The following is a 21,484-nucleotide window of genomic DNA, read 5'->3' on the forward strand; positions in this document are numbered from 1 at the left end:
TCCCACGGTCCCACTGCCGCGGTCGACACCAGTCTCCATCCAGGTGCCCAGTATCGGCGTGAACAGCGCTCTATTGTCGCTGGGGCTCAATCCCGATCAGACTGTCGAAGCACCGAAAGACTTCAGCGGTGCTTCGAAGTCCGTCAGGATCGGTCGCGCGGATGCGCTGGTGGTCAGACGGGCGTCAGTTCGATCGACTGCAACTGGTCTTCCACCCACGGCACGGCGACAGTGTCGAGGTGCCGTTCGGGCAGCAGCAGCGGGTGGACGTTTACCTCGAACACTGAGCAGGTGGCCGATGCCAGGTCGACGCCGCCGAACCGGAGGCCGACCGAGCGGACCGCGGCCACCGCAGCCTCGATCAGTGAGGCCGGCAGGTTTTCCAGCGGTACGGGGGTGCTCACCGCGCCGGCCGCCTCGTTGGTGGGTTCATCGGCGTTGGGCTGGATGTGCTCGACGGCCCACAGTGGTCGGTCTCCGAGGATGACGATGCGCAGGCTCTGCCGTTCTCCCCGTGCGGTGAGATTGCCTGCGTCGCGCGACATCAGCCACGGCTCCGGCCGATGCGTGTAGCTTCGCGCGATCGCCCGCGCTTTTTCGCTCGTCGTCACGTGGACCACGTCGCGGCCTGACGTCCCGACCGACGGACGTATCCACACATCGCTGCCGAGCTGGCGGAAGGTGGCTTCGGCGCGGTCTGCGTCACCGCCTTGAAGCACGATCGTTTCCGCGGTGGGCACGCCGTCGCGTTGAAAGCAGATGATGGTGCGGTCCTTCTCGGTGGCGTCGCGCCAGCCTCCGGCGGCGTTGACCTCGGCCGTGAGACCACACTGCGCGAGCGCGGTCATGAGGCCACCCAGGTGCGTGCGGCGCTCCGGCGGGATCTCGTAGACCAGCACAGCTGAGGGGGTGAGGGCCGGGGATCCCGGCACAGTCAGCCGTACTCGTCCTTCCGTGACGTCCAGGCGGCCGGATCCGCCGGGCAGGAAATGCCGGGCGTCGACCTGCGTCGCGGGTGCTCCGGCTACCCGTTCGACCGCCAGCGCCACTGTGTGGCGACTGCCCTCGGTCGAGCCGTGGTCGGAAAGCAGCACCACCTCGCCGTTCGGAACAGTCGTTGGCTCGCCTTCAGTTAGCACCGTTTCTCCATTGTATTCGGCAGGCGGACGAACGATTGTCCGACGCGTGGTTCTGGGCCGGTGAAGAGTTCGGCGCCGACTTGATCGGCCGCTTCACACATCAGCACGCACACGCCGAACGGGACGACGGCCGCTGACTCGGATTAGGCGGCCGAGTGCGGCCGGTGCCGGTGAACATCGGCCGCCGGTACGCCGGCACTGGGCACAGGGTTGTCGTCGAGTTCGGCGCGGACACGTCGCAGTGTTTCGGCGATGCTGGGGAACCGGCGGCTGTAGTCCCACTGCCGGGCCGCCCGCGCGGCCGTGGACGACTCAGGCAGCGGCGGCGGGACGATCGGCTCACCACCCGGCACGCTCATGCTGAGAAATCCCGTGAAGTGCTCATAGTCGATCAGTCGCGCCAGCGGGCGGTTGCGCTACAGCAGACTCGTAGAAAACGCCACAGCCTTGCAGGTCCTGGAAAGCCCTGTCCATCGTGCAACCGCCGCGCTCCTCCCCCGTTGACTGAGCACCCGACGTGCCGGGTGCTCGACGGTCGGCTTCTGCGCTCTGAGAGGGCGACGTTGTCTGACGCCGGATGCAAGGGCGATAGTTGTCGATCCAGCGCCCGCATCCGCCTCGCCCGATCGCGCAGGCGGCTGCGGGCGCGAATGCTACGGATCCGTCGTGTCCGAGCCAGGCGAGAAGGATCAGGTACCACTCGAGGACGAACCTGTGTGAAGCTAACGACATGACCGACCAAGCCCACAACGAGTCGTGTGCCGGCAACTCGGTCGGCGATCGTGCTGCGGTCACCGAGCAGCGGCGTGCCGTCCATGTCCAGCTGATCCGGCCCGGTGAAGGAACGGCTGCCGTTGAGGTGGCCGTCGCTGCAAACGTGCCTGGTGCGGCCGGCGCGGTTCACTGCGAGCGGCTCTGGATCACTCGGGCGGTCACATCCCTCTTCGTGGACTGCCTGGTGGGGGTGGCTGGTGCTTCGGCACTTTCGTCCACGATCGGCTGGTCGGCATGCTCTACGCCTGCTCCCCGGTGACGTTCATCGAGTCGTTCCACCCTGACCACCGTGAGTACCTGTCCCAGACGCTCATCGAGATCGAGATTCTCGCTGGCATCGCCTCCGATTGCGCCGCGTTCAAGGTCATGGCGGCCGGATACGACGAGTGGTCCGGTGAACCGGTCCGCCAGGCGATCCAGAAGAAGACCCGGCCCGACCTGACGCCGATCCCGCAGACCTACCGGGGCCTGACGTACGGCATGACCGAACTGATGGCGCTGACGAAGTCTCGGACCTGGAGCCACCACGCGAACCCCGTCGCCGAGTGGTGCTTCGACGCGGTCGAGGTCCGCTACCCCGCCGGGGACGCCGACCAACTCCGGCCGGACAAGCCCGACCGCCAGGCCGTCGGCAAGCGCATCGTCGCCGTACCGACCGCCGCGATGGCCATCACCCGCTGGCGGGAGCTGGCGCACAAACACCACCGCTCCGGGCGGATGGTCGTACGGTGAGCCTAAGCTTGGGCTAACTCGGCAAGTTCACGTTCAGCCTGCACAAGGACGCGGCGGTAGCTCGGAGTCCATAACAGCATGTGTGGGGCGAGGAATAGAAACGCCTGGACTGTGTTGCCCACGGCGAAGCCCAGCCGACGAATGAGCAGCCCGGCGATGAACCCGCGAAATAACATCTCCTCGGCCAGCGTGGTCACGACGATCGCGCGATAGCCGGCCGCACCCACCGGGGCGCCGACGGTGGCGCTCAGTCCCGTCGTGCGGCTTGCCGCCACGTCCCGCAGCAGGGCGGGGTTGATCACGATGATCCCTCGGGTGGCGACGTAACCCAACACGGCGGTGATCACTAAGATGCCTGCCGCGAGCGCCCATCCGGTACCGGTGCCCCGACGCAGTCCCAACACTGCCCGGGCCGCTGAACCGCCGTCTGGTCTGTGGCGTGCGCGCAGCGCCAGATAGATACCACTGGGGACGCTGAGCACGATCAGCTCCAGGATCGCCGAGACCACCAGCACTCCACACCCGCCTTCCCGCCGACCCCGGAGGGATACGGAGTGTCGCCCGTCCGCTTCCGCCGGTACCTGACGACGCGCAGCGACTGACCCACAGATCCTACTTGCCGATCGCCTGTCCGTTGACGGTGCTGCTCTCACCCGGGCAGGCCAGCGCCAACCCGTATCTGAAGCCATTGCTGGCGGCGCACCGACAAGGTGACGCCGAGGCGTTCCGGCTGTTGGCGGACAAGGCGTAGTCCCATCCCAGCACTCGCACGTACCTGCGGGCCAGGAAGATCGCCCACACGATCCCGGAACGCACCGATCAGATCACACGCCGTCAGGACAAAGGATCAGCCGGTGGGCGGCCACCCGCATCGACGCCGAGATCTACAAGGACCGCAACACCGTCGAACGTGGCTTCGGCCGACTCAAGCAGTGGCGCGCCATCGCGACCCGCTACGACAAGTACGCCACCACAGCGCACACAATTAGCAGACACGCTCTAGTCAGAGTCGAGTAGTCGACGGCAGGTCGCCGCTCGTCCAGGTAGCGGATCAGCACTGCCTGGACCGACGCGTTCCGGATCTTGTAGGCGTCGACCAATTCGGGGGTGGGGCGCTGGCTGAAGCGGATCGCTTCTCGCAGAGTGGCGTGTTCCCCCAGGTCGGCGACGTGCCGAAGTCGTTTGAACCGTCCGTGTGAACATGCCCATCCCTCGCCGTGCACAACTTCGAGTGATCGCCGATGTCAGGGCGTCGTCGCTGCTCCGCGGCCAACAATTGGAGCTGGACAGCGGCAAGTGTAACCCCGGGGGCAAGCGCCGAGCGGCTGCCGGGAACCGGAGTCCTTTGTGGAGTTTCAAGCCACGCTGTTCGTGGGGCTTGGCCACTTGGAGTAGCAGGGATCGGCGTCGGCGTTAGGGGTTCGACCGTTTCGGGCCGGATCGACCGGCTGCCCGTCGCTCAGGGTGACCTCGTCGAGGTTCTTCCGGGAGGACGCGGGCACCGGAGACCGAGGTCCCAGGCGGAGGACGGTCTGCGGCCACATCCCGCCGCCCAGCAGCTCACGGAGTTCCCTGCGAGTCGAGGGCTCCTGGAGCATCTGGGGCAGAAACGACGCGGACAGCCCCGCGGTGGTCGCGATCAGCAGCACCCGTTGCAGGGCTTGGCCCGCTTGGATGCGGTCTGCTGGCAGGTCCTGGAACGAGCCGATGACAACGATCAACGGAAACGCCCCGTGTTCGGCGTCCTGCAGTATCCATTCGTCGCGGGGTTCGATCGTGGTCACGGCCCGGCCTGTCCAGCTCTCCCAGTCCTTCGCCGCCGTAGGGTCTTCACCCTGGGGGAGACGTGCGCGACGGGCTATCGCCACCAGGTGCGGAAGCTGGGCGGGGGTGAGGGTGGCCAGCCAAGCGCGTTCGATCTCCGCTCCGGCGTGGAGCTCGTTGAGGATCGGCGCCGGGACGGTGACGGAGACCGCCGGGTGGCGGTTGGTGCGCCGACGTGGGATTGCCTGTGCCAGCAGCCGATCGTCGGGCGTGGCCGCGTGATGTCCTTCGGGTCGCACCACGGCCAGCAGCTCCGGTCGGCCGGGAACGGGCAGGATCCGCACGTCCGGGTAGACGCCCAGTGCCCGGATCGCCAGCCGCAGGTTCAGCAGTGCCGCGCCGCAGGCGAGCAGCGTCTCCTGGCCGGTCGGAGCCGCGGACAGTTCGATGGTCGTGGCCGTGCAGCGGAATCGCCATGGCTGGTCGTTGTGCCGGGAGGGTGCTGACGTCGCGGCGATGAGTACTGACTCAACCTGGTCCACGGTCAGCGGCCCCACCGGCCTGACGCTCGTGGTCATGCGGCCGCCTCCTCTTCGTCGTGGGTCGCACCGTCGCTTCCCTTGCCCACTGTCGGCTCCGCGTGACGAGCGCCGAAAGGGCCGAACGTCCCTCGTCGAGTTCGCCAAGGTCACCTAGGCGAACTCCCGGGGCCTTCGGCCCTGTCTCAGGTGACTTGCGGCCCTCACCAGCGGTGCACCCGGGGGACAGGCTGAGGGCAACCTGAAACCTGGAGGGCCGATGACCTACCGACGCCGTGCCACCGCCCCGATCGTCGTCGGCGTCGACGGGTCCCAATCGGCTGTCGAGGCGGCGTTGTGGGCCGGTGACGAAGCCGTACGACGTCAGTTGCCGGTGACGCTGATCCACGCCTACGTGGTGCCGACGGTCCGGGTCGCGATCAAGCTGCCGACCGTGGGGATGGTTCGCGACGGCCTCGAAAGCAGTGGGCTCGCCTGTCTTCGGGAAGCCGAGACCGCCGTTTCCCAGCGCTGGCCGGAGCTTCACATCGACACTGTCATACGGGAGGCGGAACCGGTGGCCGCGCTCATCCACGAGTCCGCCGCCGCCTCGCTGATGGTGCTCGGAACGCGAGGTCTCGGTGGCTTCACCGGAATGCTGATCGGTTCGACGGCTGTCGCGTTGGCCCACCACGGTCACTGTCCGGTGGTCGTCGTCCGTGGCGCGGGGAACACAGCCGATCCGGTGGTGGTCGGTGTCGACGGCTCTCCCGCGTCGGAGGCGGCCCTCGCGTTCGCGTTCGAGGAGGCGTTTCTGCGCGAGGCCCCGCTCATCGCGGTCCGCACCTGGAACGCCGTTCTCGGGGACGGCTCGGTGCGGCCCCACGTCCTCACCGCCGACCCGGTGGCCATCGCGGCGGACGAGCGGCGTGCTCTGGAAGAGCAGTTGTCCGGGTGGCGGGAGAAGTATCCCGACGTCGCCGCGAAACACATCATCCGGCGTGGGCGGCCGGTGCGGACGTTGCTCGAACTCGGTGAGCACGCTCAGCTCCTCGTGGTCGGCAGCCGCGGTCTGGACGGTTTCCCTGGCATGCTCCTGGGCTCGACGAGCCAAGCGCTGCTCGCGCACGCGCCTTGCGCCGTGGCGGTCATCCGTGACGAGAGCGAAGAATGACCGTGATCGGCACCGCCGTGCCGGGGATCAAACCCGGCGATCGACCGGCGTATTCGCTGTCGGCGGCAGTGGTCGTCGTCGAACTCGGGACTGATCCGGGCATCGGCCTGACCGAAGCGGAGGCTGCTGACCGTAACGTCCGCTTCGGGCTGAACGTGCTGCCGCGAGGCCGTGGCGGCGGAGGATTCGCCAGAGTGGTCCGGCAGTTCCGAGACCCGCTGGTGTACGTCCTGCTCGGTTCCGCCGCGATCACGCTCGTCCTCGGGCAATTGGTCGACTCCGGGGTCATTCTCGCCGTGGTGTTGCTCAACGCGGTGATCGGCTATTTCCAGGAGTCCCGCGCGGAACATGCCCTCGCCGCACTGGCTGCTCTGGTGACTACCGAGGTCGGCGTCGTTCGCGACGGTGCGGAGAAGAGGATCCGGGCGGACAGGCTGACGTCGGGAGATATCGTGCTGCTGCGCGCGGGGGACAAGGTCGCGGCGGACAGCCTGCTGATTTCCGCTGACGGCCTGGAGACCGACGAGTCCGCGTTGACCGGTGAAGCGGCGCCGATACCGAAGGAGCCTGTCGCCTTGGGCCCGGAAACGGCTCTGGCGGACCGGCGCAATACCGCGCATGCCGGGACCAGCGTCACCAGGGGCGAGGGGCGCGCCGTCGTCGTCGCGATCGGCGCGGGCACCGAGCTGGGCCGGATCAACCAGCTGATGGACGCCACCGGTGTCGCGGCGACCCCGCTGACCCGCAAGCTGGCGGGTTTCAGTCGCAAGCTCTCGGTCGTCATCGTCATGTTGGCGGCGGTGATGTTCGCGATCGGTCTCGTGCGGGGATACGCGGTGGGGGAGATGTTCACGGCCGCGGTGGCGATGGCGGTGGGCGCGATTCCGGAAGGCCTCCCGGCCGCGGTGACGATCGTGCTCGCCGTCGGTGTCGTCCGCATGGCCCGGCGGAAGGCGATCGTACGCAGGCTGCCGTCGGTGGAGACGCTGGGTGGTACGACGGTCATCTGCACAGACAAGACCGGCACCCTCACCGCCAATCGGATGACGGTCGAGGTCGTCGCTGCCGCCGGCCACCGCCACGATCCGTCCGGCAGCTCCCCGCCGGACGCCGCGGTAAGGGAATGCCTCCTCGCCGGTGTGCTCTGCAATGACGCGGAAGCACCGGACGGTGACGAATGGCAGGTCGTCGGAGATCCGACCGAAACGGCGTTGCTCACCGCCGCCCAGCTGGCAGGACTGGATGTCCACGGTGAACTGACCGCGTACCGGCGGCTGGCCGAGTTGCCCTTCGAGTCCGGGCGGCAGCTGATGGCGACCGTGTCCCGGGACGCCGCTGGCCACTCGATTGGATACGTGAAGGGGGCACCCGAGAAGATACTGGCCCTGTGTCGTGACCAGGTGACCGCCGAGGGTGGTACGGAGCCACTGACCGCGCCGGTGCACGTGGGCGTGGTCGACGAGCTGGCGGGCAAAGGACTGCGGGTGCTGGCCTTCGCGAGATTCACTCCCGATCCGCAAAAGATCTTTCCCGGTGGCGAAGCCCCGGCAACGCTGACGCTGCTGGGGCTCCAGGCCATGCACGACCCGCCGCGAGCAGAGGCGATCGCCTCGGTGGCGGCGTGCCGGGCGGCCGGGATCGAAGTCAAGATGATCACCGGTGATCACGGCGGGACCGCCCGCGCGATCGCGCGGGAGTTCGCACTGACCGACGGCGAACCCACGGTGGTGACCGGCTCGGACATCGCGACGACGCCGGACGACGTCCTCGCCGGGACGACGGTGTTCGCGAGGGTGTCGCCCGAGCAGAAACTTCGGCTGGTGGCGCTGTTGCAGGAACGTGGGCACATCGTGGCGATGACCGGTGACGGCGTCAACGACGGGCCGGCGCTCCGCAAGGCGGATATCGGGGTCGCGATGGGCCGCAGCGGCACCGAAGTCGCGAAGGAAGCGGCCGACATGGTCCTCGCCGAGGACGACTTCGCGACGATCGAGGGCGCGGTCGAAGAGGGCAGGGCGGTGTTCGACAACATCCGGAAGTTCCTCGCCTGGACGTTGCCGACCAACCTCGCCGAAGGGCTGGTCGTCCTGGTGGCGATCGTGGTGGGGGCGCAGCTGCCGATGTTGCCGGTGCAGGTGCTGTGGATCAACATGACGACCGCGGTGTTCCTCGGTCTGCCGTTGGCGTTCGAGGCCAAGGAAGCCGGCCTCATGACCCGGCTCCCGCGGCCGCCGGGACAGCCGATGATGACCGGCGACCTGGTGCGGCGGATCGCCGTGATCGCCGTGGTGCTGGTGGCCGGTTCGTTCGCGATGTTCGCGGGCGAACTCAGGTCCGGGACGTCAGTGACCGAAGCGCGTTCCCTCACGATCACGGTGTTCGTCTTCGCCCAGATCGCTTACCTGATCAGCTGCCGCTCGCTCGAGCGGTTCCTCCCGAGCCGCCGCAACCCGTGGCTACTGGGCGGAGTGGCGATCATGATCGCGTTGCAGCTGGCGATCCTCTACGTGCCGTTGATGAACGACTGGTTCCACACCGCACCGCTCGCGTTGTCGGCATGGCCGCTGGTTCTGGGACTCGCCGGCGCCGCGTACGTCGTCGCCGAGATCGACAAGTTCATCGCCCGACGGACCGGGCGCGCCGCAGGTTCCGCACGTGGAGGGCGACGGCGGTGATGACCAGCGGCACGTGGATGACCGGCAGGTTGTGGGCAAACCACTTCGGCAGGTAGAGGTCGGTGACCGGAGCCCGGTCGCCGCCGAGGGGGACGGCCAGGTCGGTCAGCGGGCCCCGTTGCCGAGGAACACCAGCGTCTCCACGGCCACGATCGCGCCCGCGGTGGCCGCCCGCCGGTCCGACCGTCCTGCGACTCCGGAGACGAGCAGGTACACCACGCTCGACTCCACCAACAGCCAGATCAGCGTGTGAACACTCTTGAACACGCGCAGTACTGCGGGACGGGCAGGTGTCCTCACTGTGGTGATGAGTGCTGGACATCGAGGTGCGCTCGCAGCAACACGCGCGTTTCCCGATCCATCACGGCTGCTTCGTCGGCGGGCACGACCAGCGTCCGGGGGAGCCGCAAGCTGGTCAGCCGAGCAGAGATTTCGTGGCACACGGTGGGCGCGTGTTCGCCGATACCGCCGGTGAACACCAGCATGTCCCACCTGGGCAGCGTCGTGGCCGCGGCGGCGATCGCCATGGCGACGTCGCGGGTGAACACGCGCAACGCGAGGTCCGCGGCCGGGTCGTGTTCGCGGGCGGCGAGCAGGTCGCGGACGTCGTGCAGTCCGTGGGCGATCCCGGCCAGGCCCGAGTGGTGGCTGAGCAGCGTGCGCACGGACGCGGTGGTGGCTCCCGGCTGGTCGAGGAGGATGAGCGGGATTTCCGGGTCCAGGTCGCCACTGCGGGTGCCCGAGAGGACCCCGCTCGCCGGTGTCAGCGACATGCTGGTGTGTACCGGCTGTCCGTTGTGGACGGCGGTGACCGAGCAGCCGCTGCCCAGGTGCGCGACCACCGCGTCGCCGAGGTCGGGCACGGTGTCGACGATCGACCGCACCGAGAGCCCGTGGAAGCCGTAGCGGCGTAGGCCGAGCTGGTCGGCGAACGCGGGCAGGGGCAGTCGACGGGCGTCGTCGGGCAGGGCGTGGTGGAACGCGGTGTCGAAGCAGGCGATGTGCGCCGCGTCCGGCCAGCAGGCGCGAGCGGCGTCGATGCTCGCCAGATCACCGGGCATGTGCAGGGGCGCCCAGGCCACCAACGCCGTCAGGGACTCCCTGACGGCATCGGTGATGACGACGGACCGCTCGAACAACGAGCCGCCGTGGACGACACGATGGGCGACGGCCTGGGGACGGATGTCCCGGCAGGCGAGTAGCGCGGCGACGTGGGCGACGGCATCGGCCGCGCCGCCGCTGAACGGCTCCTGTACTGGCGGCATGCCAGTGTCGGTCACCGTGCAGCGGGCCTCGCTCGTGCCCAGCCGGTCGATCTCGGCGGTCAGCGACACGGTGGGGGTGCGCAGCGCCGCCTTGAGACTTGACGAGCCTGGATTGATCGTGAGTACCCGGGTCATGGGGTCCAGGTCCAGTCGCGGATTTCCGGCATGTCCTCGAGGTGCTCGCGGATGTGGACGTGGTGGCGGGCCAGCATCGCGTGGCAGTGCTCGGCCAGTTCGGTGCCCTTTTCCGGCACGCGGCGGGAGCGGCGAAGGGCCTCGACGACGAGGTGGTAGCGGCTCATGCGGTTGAGCACGACCATGTCGAACGGCGTCGTCGTGGTGCCCTGCTCGGTGAACCCGCGGACATGGAAGCGGCCTGGGGATGGGCGGCCGTGGAGCAGCTGGTGCACGGCGCGGGGGTAGCCGTGGAAGGCGAAGACGACATCAGTCCCGGCGGTGAACAGGTCCTCGAACTTCTGCTCGCTGAAGCCGTGCGGATGGTCGTCGGGGGGCAGCAGGCCCATCAGGTCCACGACGTTGACGACCCGGACGCGCAGGTACGGAACATGTTCGCGCAGCAGTTGGGCGGCGGCCAGGGTCTCGAGCGTGGGTACGTCGCCCGCGGCCGCCAGCACGACGTCGGGCTCGCCGTCATCGTTGCTCGCCCAATCCCAGACCGACGCGCCCGCCGCGCAGTGGGCGTCGGCGTCGGCCAGGTTCAAATACTGCAGGTGCTGCTGCTTGTCGACGACGATCAGGTTGACGTGGTCCCGGCTGCGCAGGCAGTGATCGGCGATCGACAACGTGGTGTTGGCGTCGGGCGGGAACCAGATCCGCACGACGGCGGGGGCGAGGGGGATCGCGGTGTCGATCAAGCCGGGTCCCTGGTGGGAGAAACCGTTGTTGTCGTTGCGCCAGCAGGTCGAGGTGAGCAGCACGTTGAGGGACGCGACCGGAGCACGCCAGGCCAGGTCGGCGGCGTGCTGGAGCCATTTGGTGTGCTGGATCAGCATCGACGCGGACACCATCGCGAACGCCTCGTAGGTCGCGAAGAGCCCGTGCTTGCCCGAGAGCAGGTATCCCTCCAGCCAGCCCTGGCACAGGTGTTCCGAGAGCACCTCCATCACCCGGCCGTCGGGTGAGAGGTGGTCGTCGGTGGTGAGCGTCGGTGCCTGCAGGCAGCGGTCGGTCGCCTCGAAGATGGCAGCGAGCCGGTTGCTGGCCGTTTCGTCCGGGCAGAACAGCCTGAAGTCGCCACCGCCGTCGGCTTCGCGGGTATTCGCCGTGGAGATGTCGCGCAGCAGTTCACCGAACGGGCGGGTGTTCTCGTGCTGCTCGACGCCGGGAGCCCGGACGGCGACGGCGTCGAGCTGTGCCGGGAGCTGCGCTCGATGCTGCCTGGGCTGAATTGCCTGATGCTGACGTCGTTCACCGACGAGCAGGCGATGATGAACGCGATCCTGGCAGGAGCGGACGGTTACGTCATCAAGGACATCAAGGGAATGCAGCTGGTCGAAGCGGTTCGCCAGGTGGGCGCTGGGCGGTCCCTTCTGGACAATCGCGCGGTCGCGGCACTGATGGCCCGGCTGCGGAAGACGGTGGAAACACCTGGCCCGCTGGCCGGGTTGACCGAGCAGGAACGTACGCTGCTCGATCTCATCGGTGAGGGTTTGACCAACCGGCAGATCGCCGAGCGGATGTTCCTGGCGGAAAAGACCGTCAAGAACTACGTGTCCCGCCTGCTTGCCAAACTGGGAATGGAACGGCGTACCCAAGCCGCGGTGCTGGTCACCGGGCTGCGCGACGCGGCCCCGCACACCGTGGAATAGATGGAAGCGGCTGAGACCGTTTGGACGGCGCTGGCTGTGCGACAGTGGATGCATGGCGACTGCGACGGGTAAGGGCAGGAGAACCGGCGACTGGACCGCGGGAGATCGCGGGCCGCCGGAGGATGCGCAGGTGCGTCCGCATCGTTTGGCACCCCGAATCCCTGATTGGATCGACGAAGACGTGGGCGTCCGCACCCGGATGGACGCGCTGCTGGAAGCAGTGCTCGCGGTCTCGTCAGGTATCGAGCTCGACGCCACGTTACGACGCATAGTCGCGGTGGCCATCGAATTGGTCGGTGCCCGTTACGGCGCGCTCGGTGTGCTCGGCGACGACGGAATGATGACTGAATTCGTCCATCTGGGCATCGACGATGACACCAGGAAGCTGATCGGCGCTCTGCCCACCGGGCATGGAGTGCTCGGCGTGGTGATCGAAGAGGGAAATCCCCTTCGGCTGGCCGACATTTCCCGCCATCCCGCTTCTCGCGGTTTTCCCGCCCACCATCCACCCATGCGTACTTTTCTCGGTGTGCCCATCCGCGCGCGTGGTGAGGTGTTCGGCCGGCTGTACCTGGCCGAGAAGTACGAGGGAGAGCAGTTCACCGCCGAGGACGAGGCGGCGGTGGCCGCGTTGGCGGGTGCGGCGGGGATCGCCGTGGACAACGCCCGGCTGTACGAGGAAGCTCGAAGCCGTCAGCGTTGGCTCGAAGCCACCAGCGAGATCACCGCTCACCTGCTCAGCGGCACAGACACGACCGAAGCCCTGCGGCTGATCGCCGGCCGCGCTGTCGAGCTGGCCGACGCCGATTACGCCCTGATCGCGCTGCCGGTGGACCCGGACGCGGTGCCGTCGGAGAGCGCGACGCTCGAGGTGATGATGTGCGCCGGCCCTGGTGGTGACGCGATGATCGGCCAGCGGATCCCGATCGGCGGGTCGACGATGGGCGCGGTGTACCGCGACCACGTGCCGCGCAGCGTGCCCAGCCTGGCGTTCGACCTCGTCGACGGGCTCGGCGTGAAACTCGGGCCCGCGCTGGCCGTGTTGCTGCGCTCGGGGGAGTCGACGTCCGGCGTGCTGCTGGCCCTGCGCAAGCCGGGTGCGGCCGCGTTCGACGAGCGGCAGTTGCGGATCGTGTCGTCGTTCGCCGACCAGGCCGCGATGGCACTGCGGCAGGCCGAACGGCAGACGACGGAGCGCGAACTGGACCTGCTGGCCGATCGCGACCGGATCGCGCGCGACCTGCACGACGACGTCATCCAGCGGTTGTTCGCCATTGGGCTGGCGATGCAGGGCACGTACCGGCACGCGAAGTCGCCGATCGTGAGCAAACGCCTTGCCGAGCATATCGACCAGTTGCACGAGGTGATCCAGGAGATCCGGACCACGATCTTCGATCTGCACGCGGACACCACCGGCGTCCTCGGGTTGCGTACCCGGCTGCAGAACGCGATCACCGAGGTGACCGCGAACGCCACGATCCGTACCACGGTCCGGATGTCCGGACCGCTCGACGTCGTGCCGGACGCCCTCGCCGAGCACGCCGAGTGCGTGTTGCGGGAAGCCGTCAGCAACGCCGTTCGACACGCGAAGGCCGCCGACCTGTCGGTGACCGTGTCGCTGGACGACGACCTGGTCATCGACGTCACCGACAACGGTGTCGGGCTGCCGGAGATCGTTGCCCGCAGCGGACTGCGCAACCTCGAGCAACGAGCCGCCGAAGCCGGTGGTTCCTGCACGATCACCCGACCCGACACCGGCGGCACGCGGCTGGCGTGGACCGCGCCGTTGCACTGAAAGCCGGACGGTCAGCTGAAAGCGGTCTTCAGCGCGGTCAGGGCGGCTCGCGGGTCGGACAGGCCGTGGTAGATCTCCGGGATGTCCTTGTCGATGTCGAGCAGTTCGTACACCGCGTGCATGGCTCCGCGTACCGAGTACTCGACGGTGAACACCACGTCCTCGGGGATTTCGGTGAACTGTCCGAGGAAGGCGAAGTTGACCGATCCCCGCGGTACGACGAGAGGGCGGTCTCGGGTTTCGCGTCGTTCGAACTGACTGGTGATGTAGGGCATCATCACCGGGATGATCGTAGTCGACGACTGGACGCTGTCTTCGATGTCGCTGAAGCCGAGCTGGCCGAGCAGTTCGGTGAGGATCTCCCGGCCGCTGGCCTCGGGCAGGGTCTTGTCGACGTAGTCGCCCTTCTTGTCCAGGAAAAGCCCGTAGCCCCAAAGGGTGTAGACGTCGTCGGGTTGGTTTTCGAAGTGTGGCTGGTGCGGTACGACGATCGACATCAGCCACCCGGAGTCCTTGAAGGTCATCAACGCGCCGGCGCCGGGCGCGTTACCGGTCCACTCCTCGATGCGCTGCAGCAGGAGGGGGCTGTGCATCGTCAGGGTGAACGATTCCCAGCGGGACTCCTCGATGTTTCCGCTGAAGGTGTTGGGACGGCCGAAGTCGGCGGCTTTGGGTGAGATGGCTTCCCAGAGCCGCCAGCCGCCGTCGCGCTTGTCCGTGACCTGCTCCGGAGCGTGGTCGTTGCCGCCCGCGGTGGCGTCCGCGGTCATCGAGCCGAGGGTGACGAACGCGTAGTCCTGGGCTCCGACCTCGTAGCTGCCTGGGATGTCGTCACGGCGGTAATGGATGCGGGTTGCCCGGCGGACACCGTCGTCTTCGGTGAAGTCGACGTCGGTGACGCGCACTCCGTGCTCGATGGAGACTCCGCGGGCGGTGAGCCAGGCTTGGACCGGGGCGATGATGGAGTCGTACTGGTTGAGCCGGGTACGGCGGACTCCGGCCAGGGTGTGGACACGCGGGAACTCCTGGATGAACCGCAGCAGGTAGCGCTTGAGTTCGATCGCGCTGTGCCAGTTCTGGAACGCGAAGGTTGTGCGCCACATGCACCAGAAGTTGGTGTCGAAGAAGTGGGGTGAGAAGAAGTCTTCTATCCGACGGGTGCTCATGAACCTCTCCGGAAGAGCCAGCAGCCGAGTGAGTTCCGCGCGGTCCTTGGTGGTCAGACCGAGGTCGGACGCGTCAAGGATGGTGTGGTCCCGGCCGATGATCCGTGCTTTGGCCTCGGTGGGCCATTTCTCGTTGAATTCGCGGACCTCCTCGCGGACCGACATGGTGTCGTCGGTCAAGGTCGGGATGCCTTCCAGGAGGTTCCACAGGCAGACGTAGGTCTCGTCGGTCAGCATGCGCCCGCCGCGGGAGACGTATCCCGCGACCGGATCGCCACTGCCGTCCATGGAGCCGCCGGTGAAAGGCAGTTCCTCCAGGACGTGGATATTCTTCCCGGCCATGCCGCCGTCCCGGATGAGGAGGACGGCGGCGGACAATGACGCGATCCCCGCGCCGACGAGGTAGGCCTGTGCGTCTGCCGGCGTTGCCGTGGTCATGATTTTCTCGCTTTCGGAGCTGGGTCGAAGGCCTCTGCTGACTCATGTTCGGGTGGCGGTCCGGGGCCCAGTAGGGCATTTGGTCCCCGGACCGCCGGTCGAACGGCCGCCCGCGACAGCCCCGCGTCGGTGAGGGAACGAAGTCACCCAGGCTGGGGACGTTGGACTCCTGTCCCCGGGCGGTCCGCTCCGTAGCGTTCGCATCCATCGGAGTCCGCGCACAGTCAAGTCCATTGTGGATCCAGCGCGATGGGGAACAGGGAGTGGTCCGCATGAGTCAGGCAGCAGGCACGATCGTGGTCGGCGTGGACGGGTCCGCCGAGGCGACCAGCGCGGTGCGCTGGGCCGCGGCCGAGGCCGCACCGCGCGACGTCGGTGTGCACCTTCTCTGCGCGCTCAACCCGATCATGGGTTCCTACGGTGCCGGGCTTCCGATTCCGCAGAGCATCTTCGACGACATGGACGCGAACGGACGTCGGGTGCTGGACGAGGCCACGAAAGTGGTCAGGGAAATCGGCCCGGATCTGGTGGTGACGACGGAAATGCCACTGCAGACGCCGATTCCCGTCCTCATCGGGCGTTCCGCCGAAGCGCGGACACTCGTGCTGGGTTCCTCCGGCCGTGGAGGCTTCGCGGGGATGCTGGTCGGGTCGACAACGGTGGCGGTGGCCGCGCATGCCCACTGCCCCGTCGTGGTGGTACGCGGACGTGACGGTGAGAACGCGCTGCCGCTTCACGGGCCGGTGGTGGTCGGCGTCGACGGCAGCCCCACGTCCGACGCGGCGGTGGGCGCGGCGTTCGACGAAGCGTCCTGGCGCAAGGTGCCGCTGGTGGCGGTGCACGCGTGGAGCGATGCCGACTACACGCAGATCCCACCGCCCGCGTACTTGAACTTCGACTGGGGCCCCGTGGGAGAGCACCAGGACAGGCAGCTGGCCGAGAGTCTCGCCGGCTGGCAGGAGAAGTACCCCGACGTCACGGTGGAGCGGGTCCCGGTCAAGGACCGGCCGCGCCACGAACTGCTCGAGTGGGCGACGCGGGCCCAGCTCGTGGTGGTCGGTACCCGGGGCCGGGGCGGATTCCGCGGTCTCCTGCTCGGATCCACGAGCCAGGCCCTGATCCACCACGCCCAGTGCCCGGTGATGATCCTTCGCCAGGACAACGAGTCGTGACCGATCCCAGCACACCTGAGGAGAGCACAAAGATGAGCGAGACAAGTCGCACGATCGTTGTCGGGGTGGACGGGGCCGAGTTCGGCCTGTTGGCTGTGCGGTGGGCGGCGCAGGTGGCTTCGCAACGCGGTTTCCAGCTGGAGATCGTGCACACGGTGCGCAGCCCTCGCCCCGCGTACGGAGACATCATGATGGGGTCGACCGAACTGGCTGACGCCGTTCGTGACGACGGCCGTCAGGTCATCGAGGATGCGGTCGCCGCTGCCCGCTCGATTGACGGGAAGCTCGAAGTGCGGACCGTGATGCCGACGGATTCACCCACCGAGAATCTGATCAGGCGGTCTCACTCCGCACGGATGGTCGTGGTGGGTTGCCGAGGTGCCAACGCGTTCACCGCGATGCTGCTGGGTTCGACCGCTGCGGCGGTGCTCAGTCACGCGGAGTGCCCGGTCGCGGTGATTCGTGGGCGGGCGGAGTCGGCGGAGTTCATCCCGGATGGTCCCGTCGTGGTCGGTATCGACGGCAGCCCGGTCAGCGAGCGGGCGCTGGAGGTGGCGTTCGAGGAGGCTTCGGTCAGGGCCATGCCGTTGGTTGTCGTGCACGCGTGGAGTGACGTCGCCTACGACGAGTTGGGTGGCTTGGCGCGGCTCGCGGTGAATTGGGAGTCGATCGAGGGCGCCGAGCGGCGTTATCTCGCGGAACGGCTCGCGGGCTGGGGGGAGAAGTACCCGGACGTCGAGGTCCGGCGGGTCCTGGTGCGTGACCGGCCGCGTCATGCCCTGCTGGAGTGGAGCGCGAAGGCGCAGCTCGTGGTTGTCGGTAGCCGGGGTCGCGGTGGGTTCCTGGGGTTGCTGCTGGGCTCGACCAGCCAGGCGCTGGCCCAGCACGCGAAGTGCCCGGTGCTGGTCGTGAGGCCGTCGAAGAACCCCTGACCCGGATGGAGAAGAAGGTGGGTACGACTTTCCAGTCGTACCCACCTTCGCTTTTCCAGCCTCAGGAGATCGGTATCGCCGGGCGTGGCTTCGACAACCCACCCAGCAGGTCCTGCCAGGTCACCATGCCAACCACGTGGCCGCCGTCGAGTACCGGCACCGACCGAAGCCGCTTGTCGACCATGATGGCGGCAAGCTCGGTCAGCGTGCCGCTCGGCCGGGCGGTAGGGCCTGGCCGGCGCATCAGCGAGCCCGCGGTCGGGTGGCCGTCGAGCATGGCCCCGGTGTCCGGATCACCGCACCCACGCGGCTCGGACAGGTAGCGGGCACCGATGAGGTCGGCCTCCGACAGCACTCCGAGCAGACTGCCGCCGCTGTCGACGACCGGCAGAGTCGTCACTCGGTTGTCGGTCATCAGGACCGCGGCTGCCTCGGCCGTCATGGTGGGGGAGGCCGAGACGACCGGTGTGCTCATCACTTCGCTGATACGCATGTCCGGAAGTGTCGGCTGCCGCGGGCGGCGACGAAACGGCAGGAAGTCCTCGGGCGACGAGCCGTAGGTCCTTCGTGTGAGCCTGTCGCACTCCGGGGCAACGCGGGACCAAGGTCCTTCGGGGTGAGGTCCAGCGTCACTGTCGTCGGCTGTGGCGAACGAGCACGCTGAGGCGGCCATCCCATCCGGTCAGGAGCGCGCTGATGATCATCACCGAGTCACGGGTCCGCACGGCCGGGCTGGAAGCCGCCGTGCGGGCACCTTCGCCGTACAACACCCAGCCGTGGATCTTCGAGGTCGGGCCCGTGGGTGTCGATCTGTTCCTCGACGAGGACCGGGTCCTGGCCGTGGTCGACACTGGCGGCAGGGAAGCGCGGCTGGCCTGTGGCGCCGCGATCCTGAACTTCCGGCTCGCGGTGGCCGCCGCAGGCTGGGCGAGCACGGTGGAACTGCTGCCCGACCGGACGCGCCCGGAGTTGCTGGCCCGGCTCGGAATCGGACAGGCGCGGTGTCCGAAGGCCGAGGAGTCTCGGCTCGCCGCAGCCATCCCCAGGCGATTTAGCAACCGGCGTCCGTTCACCGAAGCACCGGTTCCGGCGCACGCCCGACATGCCGTCACGGCGGCCGCACGCGCGGAAGGCGCGAACCTGCTCCTGCTCGACGAGAGTGGAACCTTGGGCACCGTGGCGTCCCTGGTCCGGCGCGCGGACACCGTTCAGGGAGAGGATCCCGCGTTCCATCGTGAGCTGGCCGAGTGGACTTCCGAGCGGGGTGGTGGCGACGGCGTGCCCGCGTTCGCGGGCGGTCCTCGCTCGGCGGGTGGGCTGCTCCCGGTGCGGCACCACGGACCGGATTCCCAGCCCGAGCGGCCCTACGAGCGTGACCCGGTGATCGTGGCCCTCACCACGCCGTCGGACGGCCCGTTGTCCCAGCTGAGGGCGGGGCTGGCTCTGCAGCGGGTGCTGCTCACCGCGACCGATCTCGGCTTGAGTGCTTCGTTCCTGTCGCAGCCGATCGAGATCGCCGGTATCAGGGCGGAGCTCCATCAGCTGTTGGGTGCCCACGAACATCCCCAGTCGCTGTTGCGCCTGGGATACGGCTACCCGGGATCGCCCACCCCCAGGCGCCCACTCACCGCCGTGACAAGGCGAATCCCGCTTTGAGGAGTATCGATGACCGCCGGTCTCAACGCCCTGCTCGCCGACGGACAGGTCGTCACGGTCCGGCCGCTGACCGAAGCCGACACCGGCGCCGTGCTGGCACTGCACCAGGGTCTCGGCGAGCGCGACCGATACCTGCGCTTCTTCACCCTGCACCCGATCGAGCTACCTGAGCTCGCCGCCACCATCGCGGCGGGCCCGAGCGTCGGCGCCTTCGTCGGCAGCAGGCTGGCGGGAATCGCCAACTATCAGCCGTTGGCTGACCCGGTTGATGCCGAAGTTGCCTTGGTGGTGGACCGCACCGTGCAGGCACACGGCGTCGGCACCCTGCTGCTCGAGCACCTGGTCTCGATCGCGCGCCGACACGGCGTGCGCCGCTTCGTCGCCGAAGTACTGGCGGAGAACGCGAAGATGGTCCGTGTGTTCGCGGACTGCGGGCTGGCCTGCACCATCAGCCGCGGTGGCGCCGAGCGCGAGGTGGAACTGATCCTCGACGAGTCGGAAGGGTATCTCGACGCGCTGGGCGACCGAGAGCGCATCGCCGACATCGCCAGCCTGCGATCGGTGCTAGCTCCGACGTCGGTGGCGGTCGTCGGAGCGAGCGCGCGGACAGGCTCGGTGGGCAACTCCGTGCTCCGCAACCTGCTCGGTGGCGGGTTCACCGGAAGCCTCCACGCGGTGAATCCTCATCGGCCGGAGATCATGGGCGTGACCTGCGTCGCGTCGCTGGCGGACCTGCCCGTTCCGGTGGAGCTGGTGGTGATCTGTGTGCCCGCAGGCGGAGTGCCCGCGGTGGTCGAGGAGTGCGGACGCCCCGGCGTCCGGGCGATCGTGGTGATCACCTCCGGGATCACCGGCACCGGGACAGAAGACTTGATCAGGGAAACCGTGCACCGCTACGGGATACGGCTGGTCGGGCCGAACTGCCTCGGTGTCGCCAATACGGCGGCCGCGGTACGCCTGGACGCGACGTTCGCTCGCGGCACCGTGCCCGCCGGGCGGGTCGGCGTGGTCACTCAATCCGGGGGAGTGGGCATTGCCCTGCTCGAATCACTCGCCGCGCTCGGACTGGGCATTTCGACGATGGTGTCGACCGGCGACAAGTACGACGTCAGCGGCAACGACCTCCTCAGGTGGTGGTGGCACGACGACTCCACCGACATCGCCGTGCTCTACCTCGAATCGTTCGGCAACCCCCGCAAATTCAGCCGGATCGCCCGCGCACTGGCCCGTCGTAAGCCGGTGCTCGCGGTGCGTGGCGCCGGCACAGCGGTGGCCCAGCAGGCGGCCGCCGCGCACACCGGGGCTCCATCGATTCCTTCGTCCACGAAGGACGCGCTGTTCGCGCAGGCCGGGGTGACCGTGCTGGACACGATCACCGAACTGGCCGAGCTCATCGCGGCACTGTCCTGGCAGCCGCTTCCGGCCGGGGACCGGGTCGCGGTGGTCAGCAACGCCGGCGGTGCGGCGATACTCGGCGCGGACGCCTGTGTCCGGCACGGCTTGACCTTGCCCGCGCTCGCAGCGTCCACTCTGGACACACTGAGCGCACTCTTACCGGGCTATGCGAGCCTGGCCAATCCGCTCGACACCAGCGCTGTTGTCGATCCGGCCGTGTTCGCCGCGTGTGTGGATGCCGTGCTGGCCGACGGGGCTGTCGACGCGGTCCTCGTCGCGGGCGTGCCCACCGGGGCCGGGGATCCGCTCGGCGCCCTGCATCGGCCCGCGGCCGAGGGAAAACCGATCCTCGCGATCCGGCCGGGACAGCTGGAATCAGTGCGGAGGCTGAGTGACATACCCGGCGACGCGCCGATTCCGTGCTACGGCGACCCCGCTGCCGCCGCCGCGGCGCTGGCCCGGATGGCGGCGCGCGCCCGATGGCTCAGCGAACCGGTCGGAACGGTACCGGATCTCGCCGATGTGGATCTCGCCGGTGCGTCCCTGCTGGTGGCCGAATACCTCCTCGATCGTCCTGGCGGAGGCGCGCTGCCCACGGCCGCAGGCGCCGCTCTGATGGGCTTCTTCGGGCTCTCCGTGACCGAGCACCCGCGTGCCGGGCGTGAACTGATCGTGCGAGCCGACTCGGACGGCACCTTCGGCCCCGTCCTGACCTTCGGGCTCGGCGGGGTGGACGTCGACCTGCTCGACGACCGCGCCTACCACGTCGGGGCACTGACGACGACCGGGGCTGATGCCCTGATCCACGGGCTCAGGAGCTCGGAGTGGTTGTTCGGGGCCACCGCTGTGGAGGTACTCGACGTGCCCGCGATTCGCGATCTGCTGCTCAGGGTGGCCGCGCTCGTCGCGCTGCTGCCGGAAGTGTCCGGGGTCGAGCTGACGTCCGTGGTCGCCGATGACACCGGGTGCGTGTTCGGTCAGGCAAGGATCACCCTGGTTCCGCGGCCGGCGGGCGACCCCTACTTGCGGTCTCTTCGCGTCTGAACACGAAACGCGGCGA

The 21,484-nt window shown here is 68.3% G+C and carries 19 protein-coding genes and 1 pseudogene; 11 read left to right on the top strand and 9 right to left on the bottom strand.

Features of this window, described 5'->3' with window-relative positions; genetic code table 11:
- Positions 1-173 precede the first annotated feature (173 nt).
- A complete protein-coding gene (locus QMK34_RS41150; protein ID WP_326420241.1) occupies positions 174-899 on the bottom strand; it encodes an ATP-grasp domain-containing protein in 726 nt (241 codons plus the stop codon).
- Positions 900-1,282: 383 nt separating this feature from the next.
- Positions 1,283-1,498: a hypothetical protein gene (locus tag QMK34_RS41155; protein WP_326420242.1), complete on the bottom strand. Its 216-nt coding sequence runs from the start codon at positions 1,496-1,498 to the stop codon at positions 1,283-1,285.
- A 371-nt stretch (positions 1,499-1,869) separates the two neighbouring features.
- On the opposite strand from QMK34_RS41155, the gene QMK34_RS41160 reads away from it, so the two are divergent.
- Together QMK34_RS41160 and QMK34_RS41165 are read left to right on the top strand one after the other, a co-directional pair.
- Positions 1,870-2,172, top strand: coding sequence for a hypothetical protein (locus tag QMK34_RS41160; protein ID WP_326420243.1), 303 nt, complete (start codon positions 1,870-1,872; stop codon positions 2,170-2,172).
- Positions 2,148-2,645 carry a hypothetical protein gene (locus QMK34_RS41165; RefSeq protein WP_326420245.1) on the top strand — a complete coding sequence of 166 codons (498 nt, stop codon included), beginning with the start codon at positions 2,148-2,150 and terminating at the stop codon, positions 2,643-2,645. Before QMK34_RS41160 ends, QMK34_RS41165 begins: the two co-directional genes overlap by 25 nt.
- Before the next feature lie 2 nt (positions 2,646-2,647).
- On the opposite strand, the gene QMK34_RS41170 is transcribed toward QMK34_RS41165, so the two are convergent.
- Entirely contained in the window at positions 2,648-3,154 is a 507-nt protein-coding gene (locus QMK34_RS41170; RefSeq protein WP_326420246.1) for a CPBP family glutamic-type intramembrane protease, read from the bottom strand.
- A gap of 122 nt (positions 3,155-3,276) precedes the next feature.
- On the opposite strand from QMK34_RS41170, the pseudogene QMK34_RS48140 reads away from it, so the two are divergent.
- A pseudogene (locus QMK34_RS48140) lies at positions 3,277-3,620 on the top strand (transposase); the annotation flags it as partial.
- A gap of 380 nt (positions 3,621-4,000) precedes the next feature.
- Here QMK34_RS48140 and QMK34_RS41185 read toward each other — a convergent pair.
- Positions 4,001-4,987: a hypothetical protein gene (locus tag QMK34_RS41185; RefSeq protein ID WP_326420248.1), complete on the bottom strand. Its 987-nt coding sequence runs from the start codon at positions 4,985-4,987 to the stop codon at positions 4,001-4,003.
- Between the two features lie 220 nt (positions 4,988-5,207).
- Here QMK34_RS41185 and QMK34_RS41190 point away from each other — a divergent pair, with 220 nt between their 5' ends.
- Both QMK34_RS41190 and QMK34_RS41195 read left to right on the top strand, forming a co-directional pair.
- Positions 5,208-6,101, top strand: coding sequence for a universal stress protein (locus QMK34_RS41190; RefSeq protein ID WP_326420249.1), 894 nt, complete (start codon positions 5,208-5,210; stop codon positions 6,099-6,101).
- Entirely contained in the window at positions 6,098-8,776 is a 2,679-nt protein-coding gene (locus QMK34_RS41195) for a cation-translocating P-type ATPase (RefSeq protein ID WP_326420250.1), read from the top strand. The genes QMK34_RS41190 and QMK34_RS41195 overlap by 4 nt, the downstream gene beginning before the upstream one ends.
- Positions 8,777-8,881: 105 nt before the next feature.
- Here the strand turns inward: QMK34_RS41195 and QMK34_RS41200 are convergent, their stop codons facing one another.
- Genes QMK34_RS41200 through QMK34_RS41210 form a run of 3 tightly spaced genes read right to left on the bottom strand, consistent with a single transcriptional unit; the run spans position 8,882 to position 11,333 of the window.
- Positions 8,882-9,043 carry a hypothetical protein gene (locus QMK34_RS41200; protein ID WP_326420251.1) on the bottom strand — a complete coding sequence of 54 codons (162 nt, stop codon included), beginning with the start codon at positions 9,041-9,043 and terminating at the stop codon, positions 8,882-8,884.
- Between the two features lie 29 nt (positions 9,044-9,072).
- On the bottom strand, positions 9,073-10,176 hold the full coding sequence (locus QMK34_RS41205) for a hypothetical protein (RefSeq protein ID WP_326420252.1): 1,104 nt from the start codon (positions 10,174-10,176) through the stop codon (positions 9,073-9,075).
- A complete protein-coding gene (locus QMK34_RS41210) occupies positions 10,173-11,333 on the bottom strand; it encodes a hypothetical protein (RefSeq protein ID WP_326420263.1) in 1,161 nt (386 codons plus the stop codon). Before QMK34_RS41210 ends, QMK34_RS41205 begins: the two co-directional genes overlap by 4 nt.
- On the opposite strand from QMK34_RS41210, the gene QMK34_RS41215 reads away from it, so the two are divergent.
- Positions 11,214-11,870 carry a response regulator transcription factor gene (locus tag QMK34_RS41215; protein ID WP_326420264.1) on the top strand — a complete coding sequence of 219 codons (657 nt, stop codon included), beginning with the start codon at positions 11,214-11,216 and terminating at the stop codon, positions 11,868-11,870. The two genes, QMK34_RS41210 and QMK34_RS41215, sit on opposite strands and share 120 nt — an antisense overlap.
- Before the next feature lie 52 nt (positions 11,871-11,922).
- Positions 11,923-13,665, top strand: coding sequence for a sensor histidine kinase (locus tag QMK34_RS41220; protein WP_326420253.1), 1,743 nt, complete (start codon positions 11,923-11,925; stop codon positions 13,663-13,665).
- Positions 13,666-13,676: 11 nt separating this feature from the next.
- Here the strand turns inward: QMK34_RS41220 and QMK34_RS41225 are convergent, their stop codons facing one another.
- Entirely contained in the window at positions 13,677-15,269 is a 1,593-nt protein-coding gene (locus tag QMK34_RS41225) for an oleate hydratase (RefSeq protein WP_326420254.1), read from the bottom strand.
- 272 nt (positions 15,270-15,541) lie between these two features.
- On the opposite strand from QMK34_RS41225, the gene QMK34_RS41230 reads away from it, so the two are divergent.
- Positions 15,542-16,441: a universal stress protein gene (locus tag QMK34_RS41230; RefSeq protein ID WP_326420255.1), complete on the top strand. Its 900-nt coding sequence runs from the start codon at positions 15,542-15,544 to the stop codon at positions 16,439-16,441.
- A gap of 32 nt (positions 16,442-16,473) precedes the next feature.
- Entirely contained in the window at positions 16,474-17,373 is a 900-nt protein-coding gene (locus QMK34_RS41235; protein ID WP_326420256.1) for a universal stress protein, read from the top strand.
- A 61-nt stretch (positions 17,374-17,434) separates the two neighbouring features.
- Here QMK34_RS41235 and QMK34_RS41240 read toward each other — a convergent pair whose 3' ends face one another.
- Positions 17,435-17,866: a CBS domain-containing protein gene (locus QMK34_RS41240; RefSeq protein ID WP_326420257.1), complete on the bottom strand. Its 432-nt coding sequence runs from the start codon at positions 17,864-17,866 to the stop codon at positions 17,435-17,437.
- Between the two features lie 203 nt (positions 17,867-18,069).
- Between QMK34_RS41240 and QMK34_RS41245 the strand changes: the two genes are divergently transcribed.
- Both QMK34_RS41245 and QMK34_RS41250 read left to right on the top strand, forming a co-directional pair.
- The gene (locus QMK34_RS41245) at positions 18,070-19,029 is read left to right on the top strand and encodes an Acg family FMN-binding oxidoreductase (RefSeq protein ID WP_326420259.1); all 960 of its coding nucleotides are present in this window, start codon (positions 18,070-18,072) and stop codon (positions 19,027-19,029) included.
- A 9-nt stretch (positions 19,030-19,038) separates the two neighbouring features.
- Positions 19,039-21,468, top strand: coding sequence for a bifunctional acetate--CoA ligase family protein/GNAT family N-acetyltransferase (locus QMK34_RS41250; protein WP_326420261.1), 2,430 nt, complete (start codon positions 19,039-19,041; stop codon positions 21,466-21,468).
- Positions 21,469-21,484: the final 16 nt, after the last annotated feature.

Origin of the sequence: Amycolatopsis sp. H20-H5, from assembly GCF_035828755.1 — a bacterium.
Lineage (GTDB): Bacteria > Actinomycetota > Actinomycetes > Mycobacteriales > Pseudonocardiaceae > Amycolatopsis.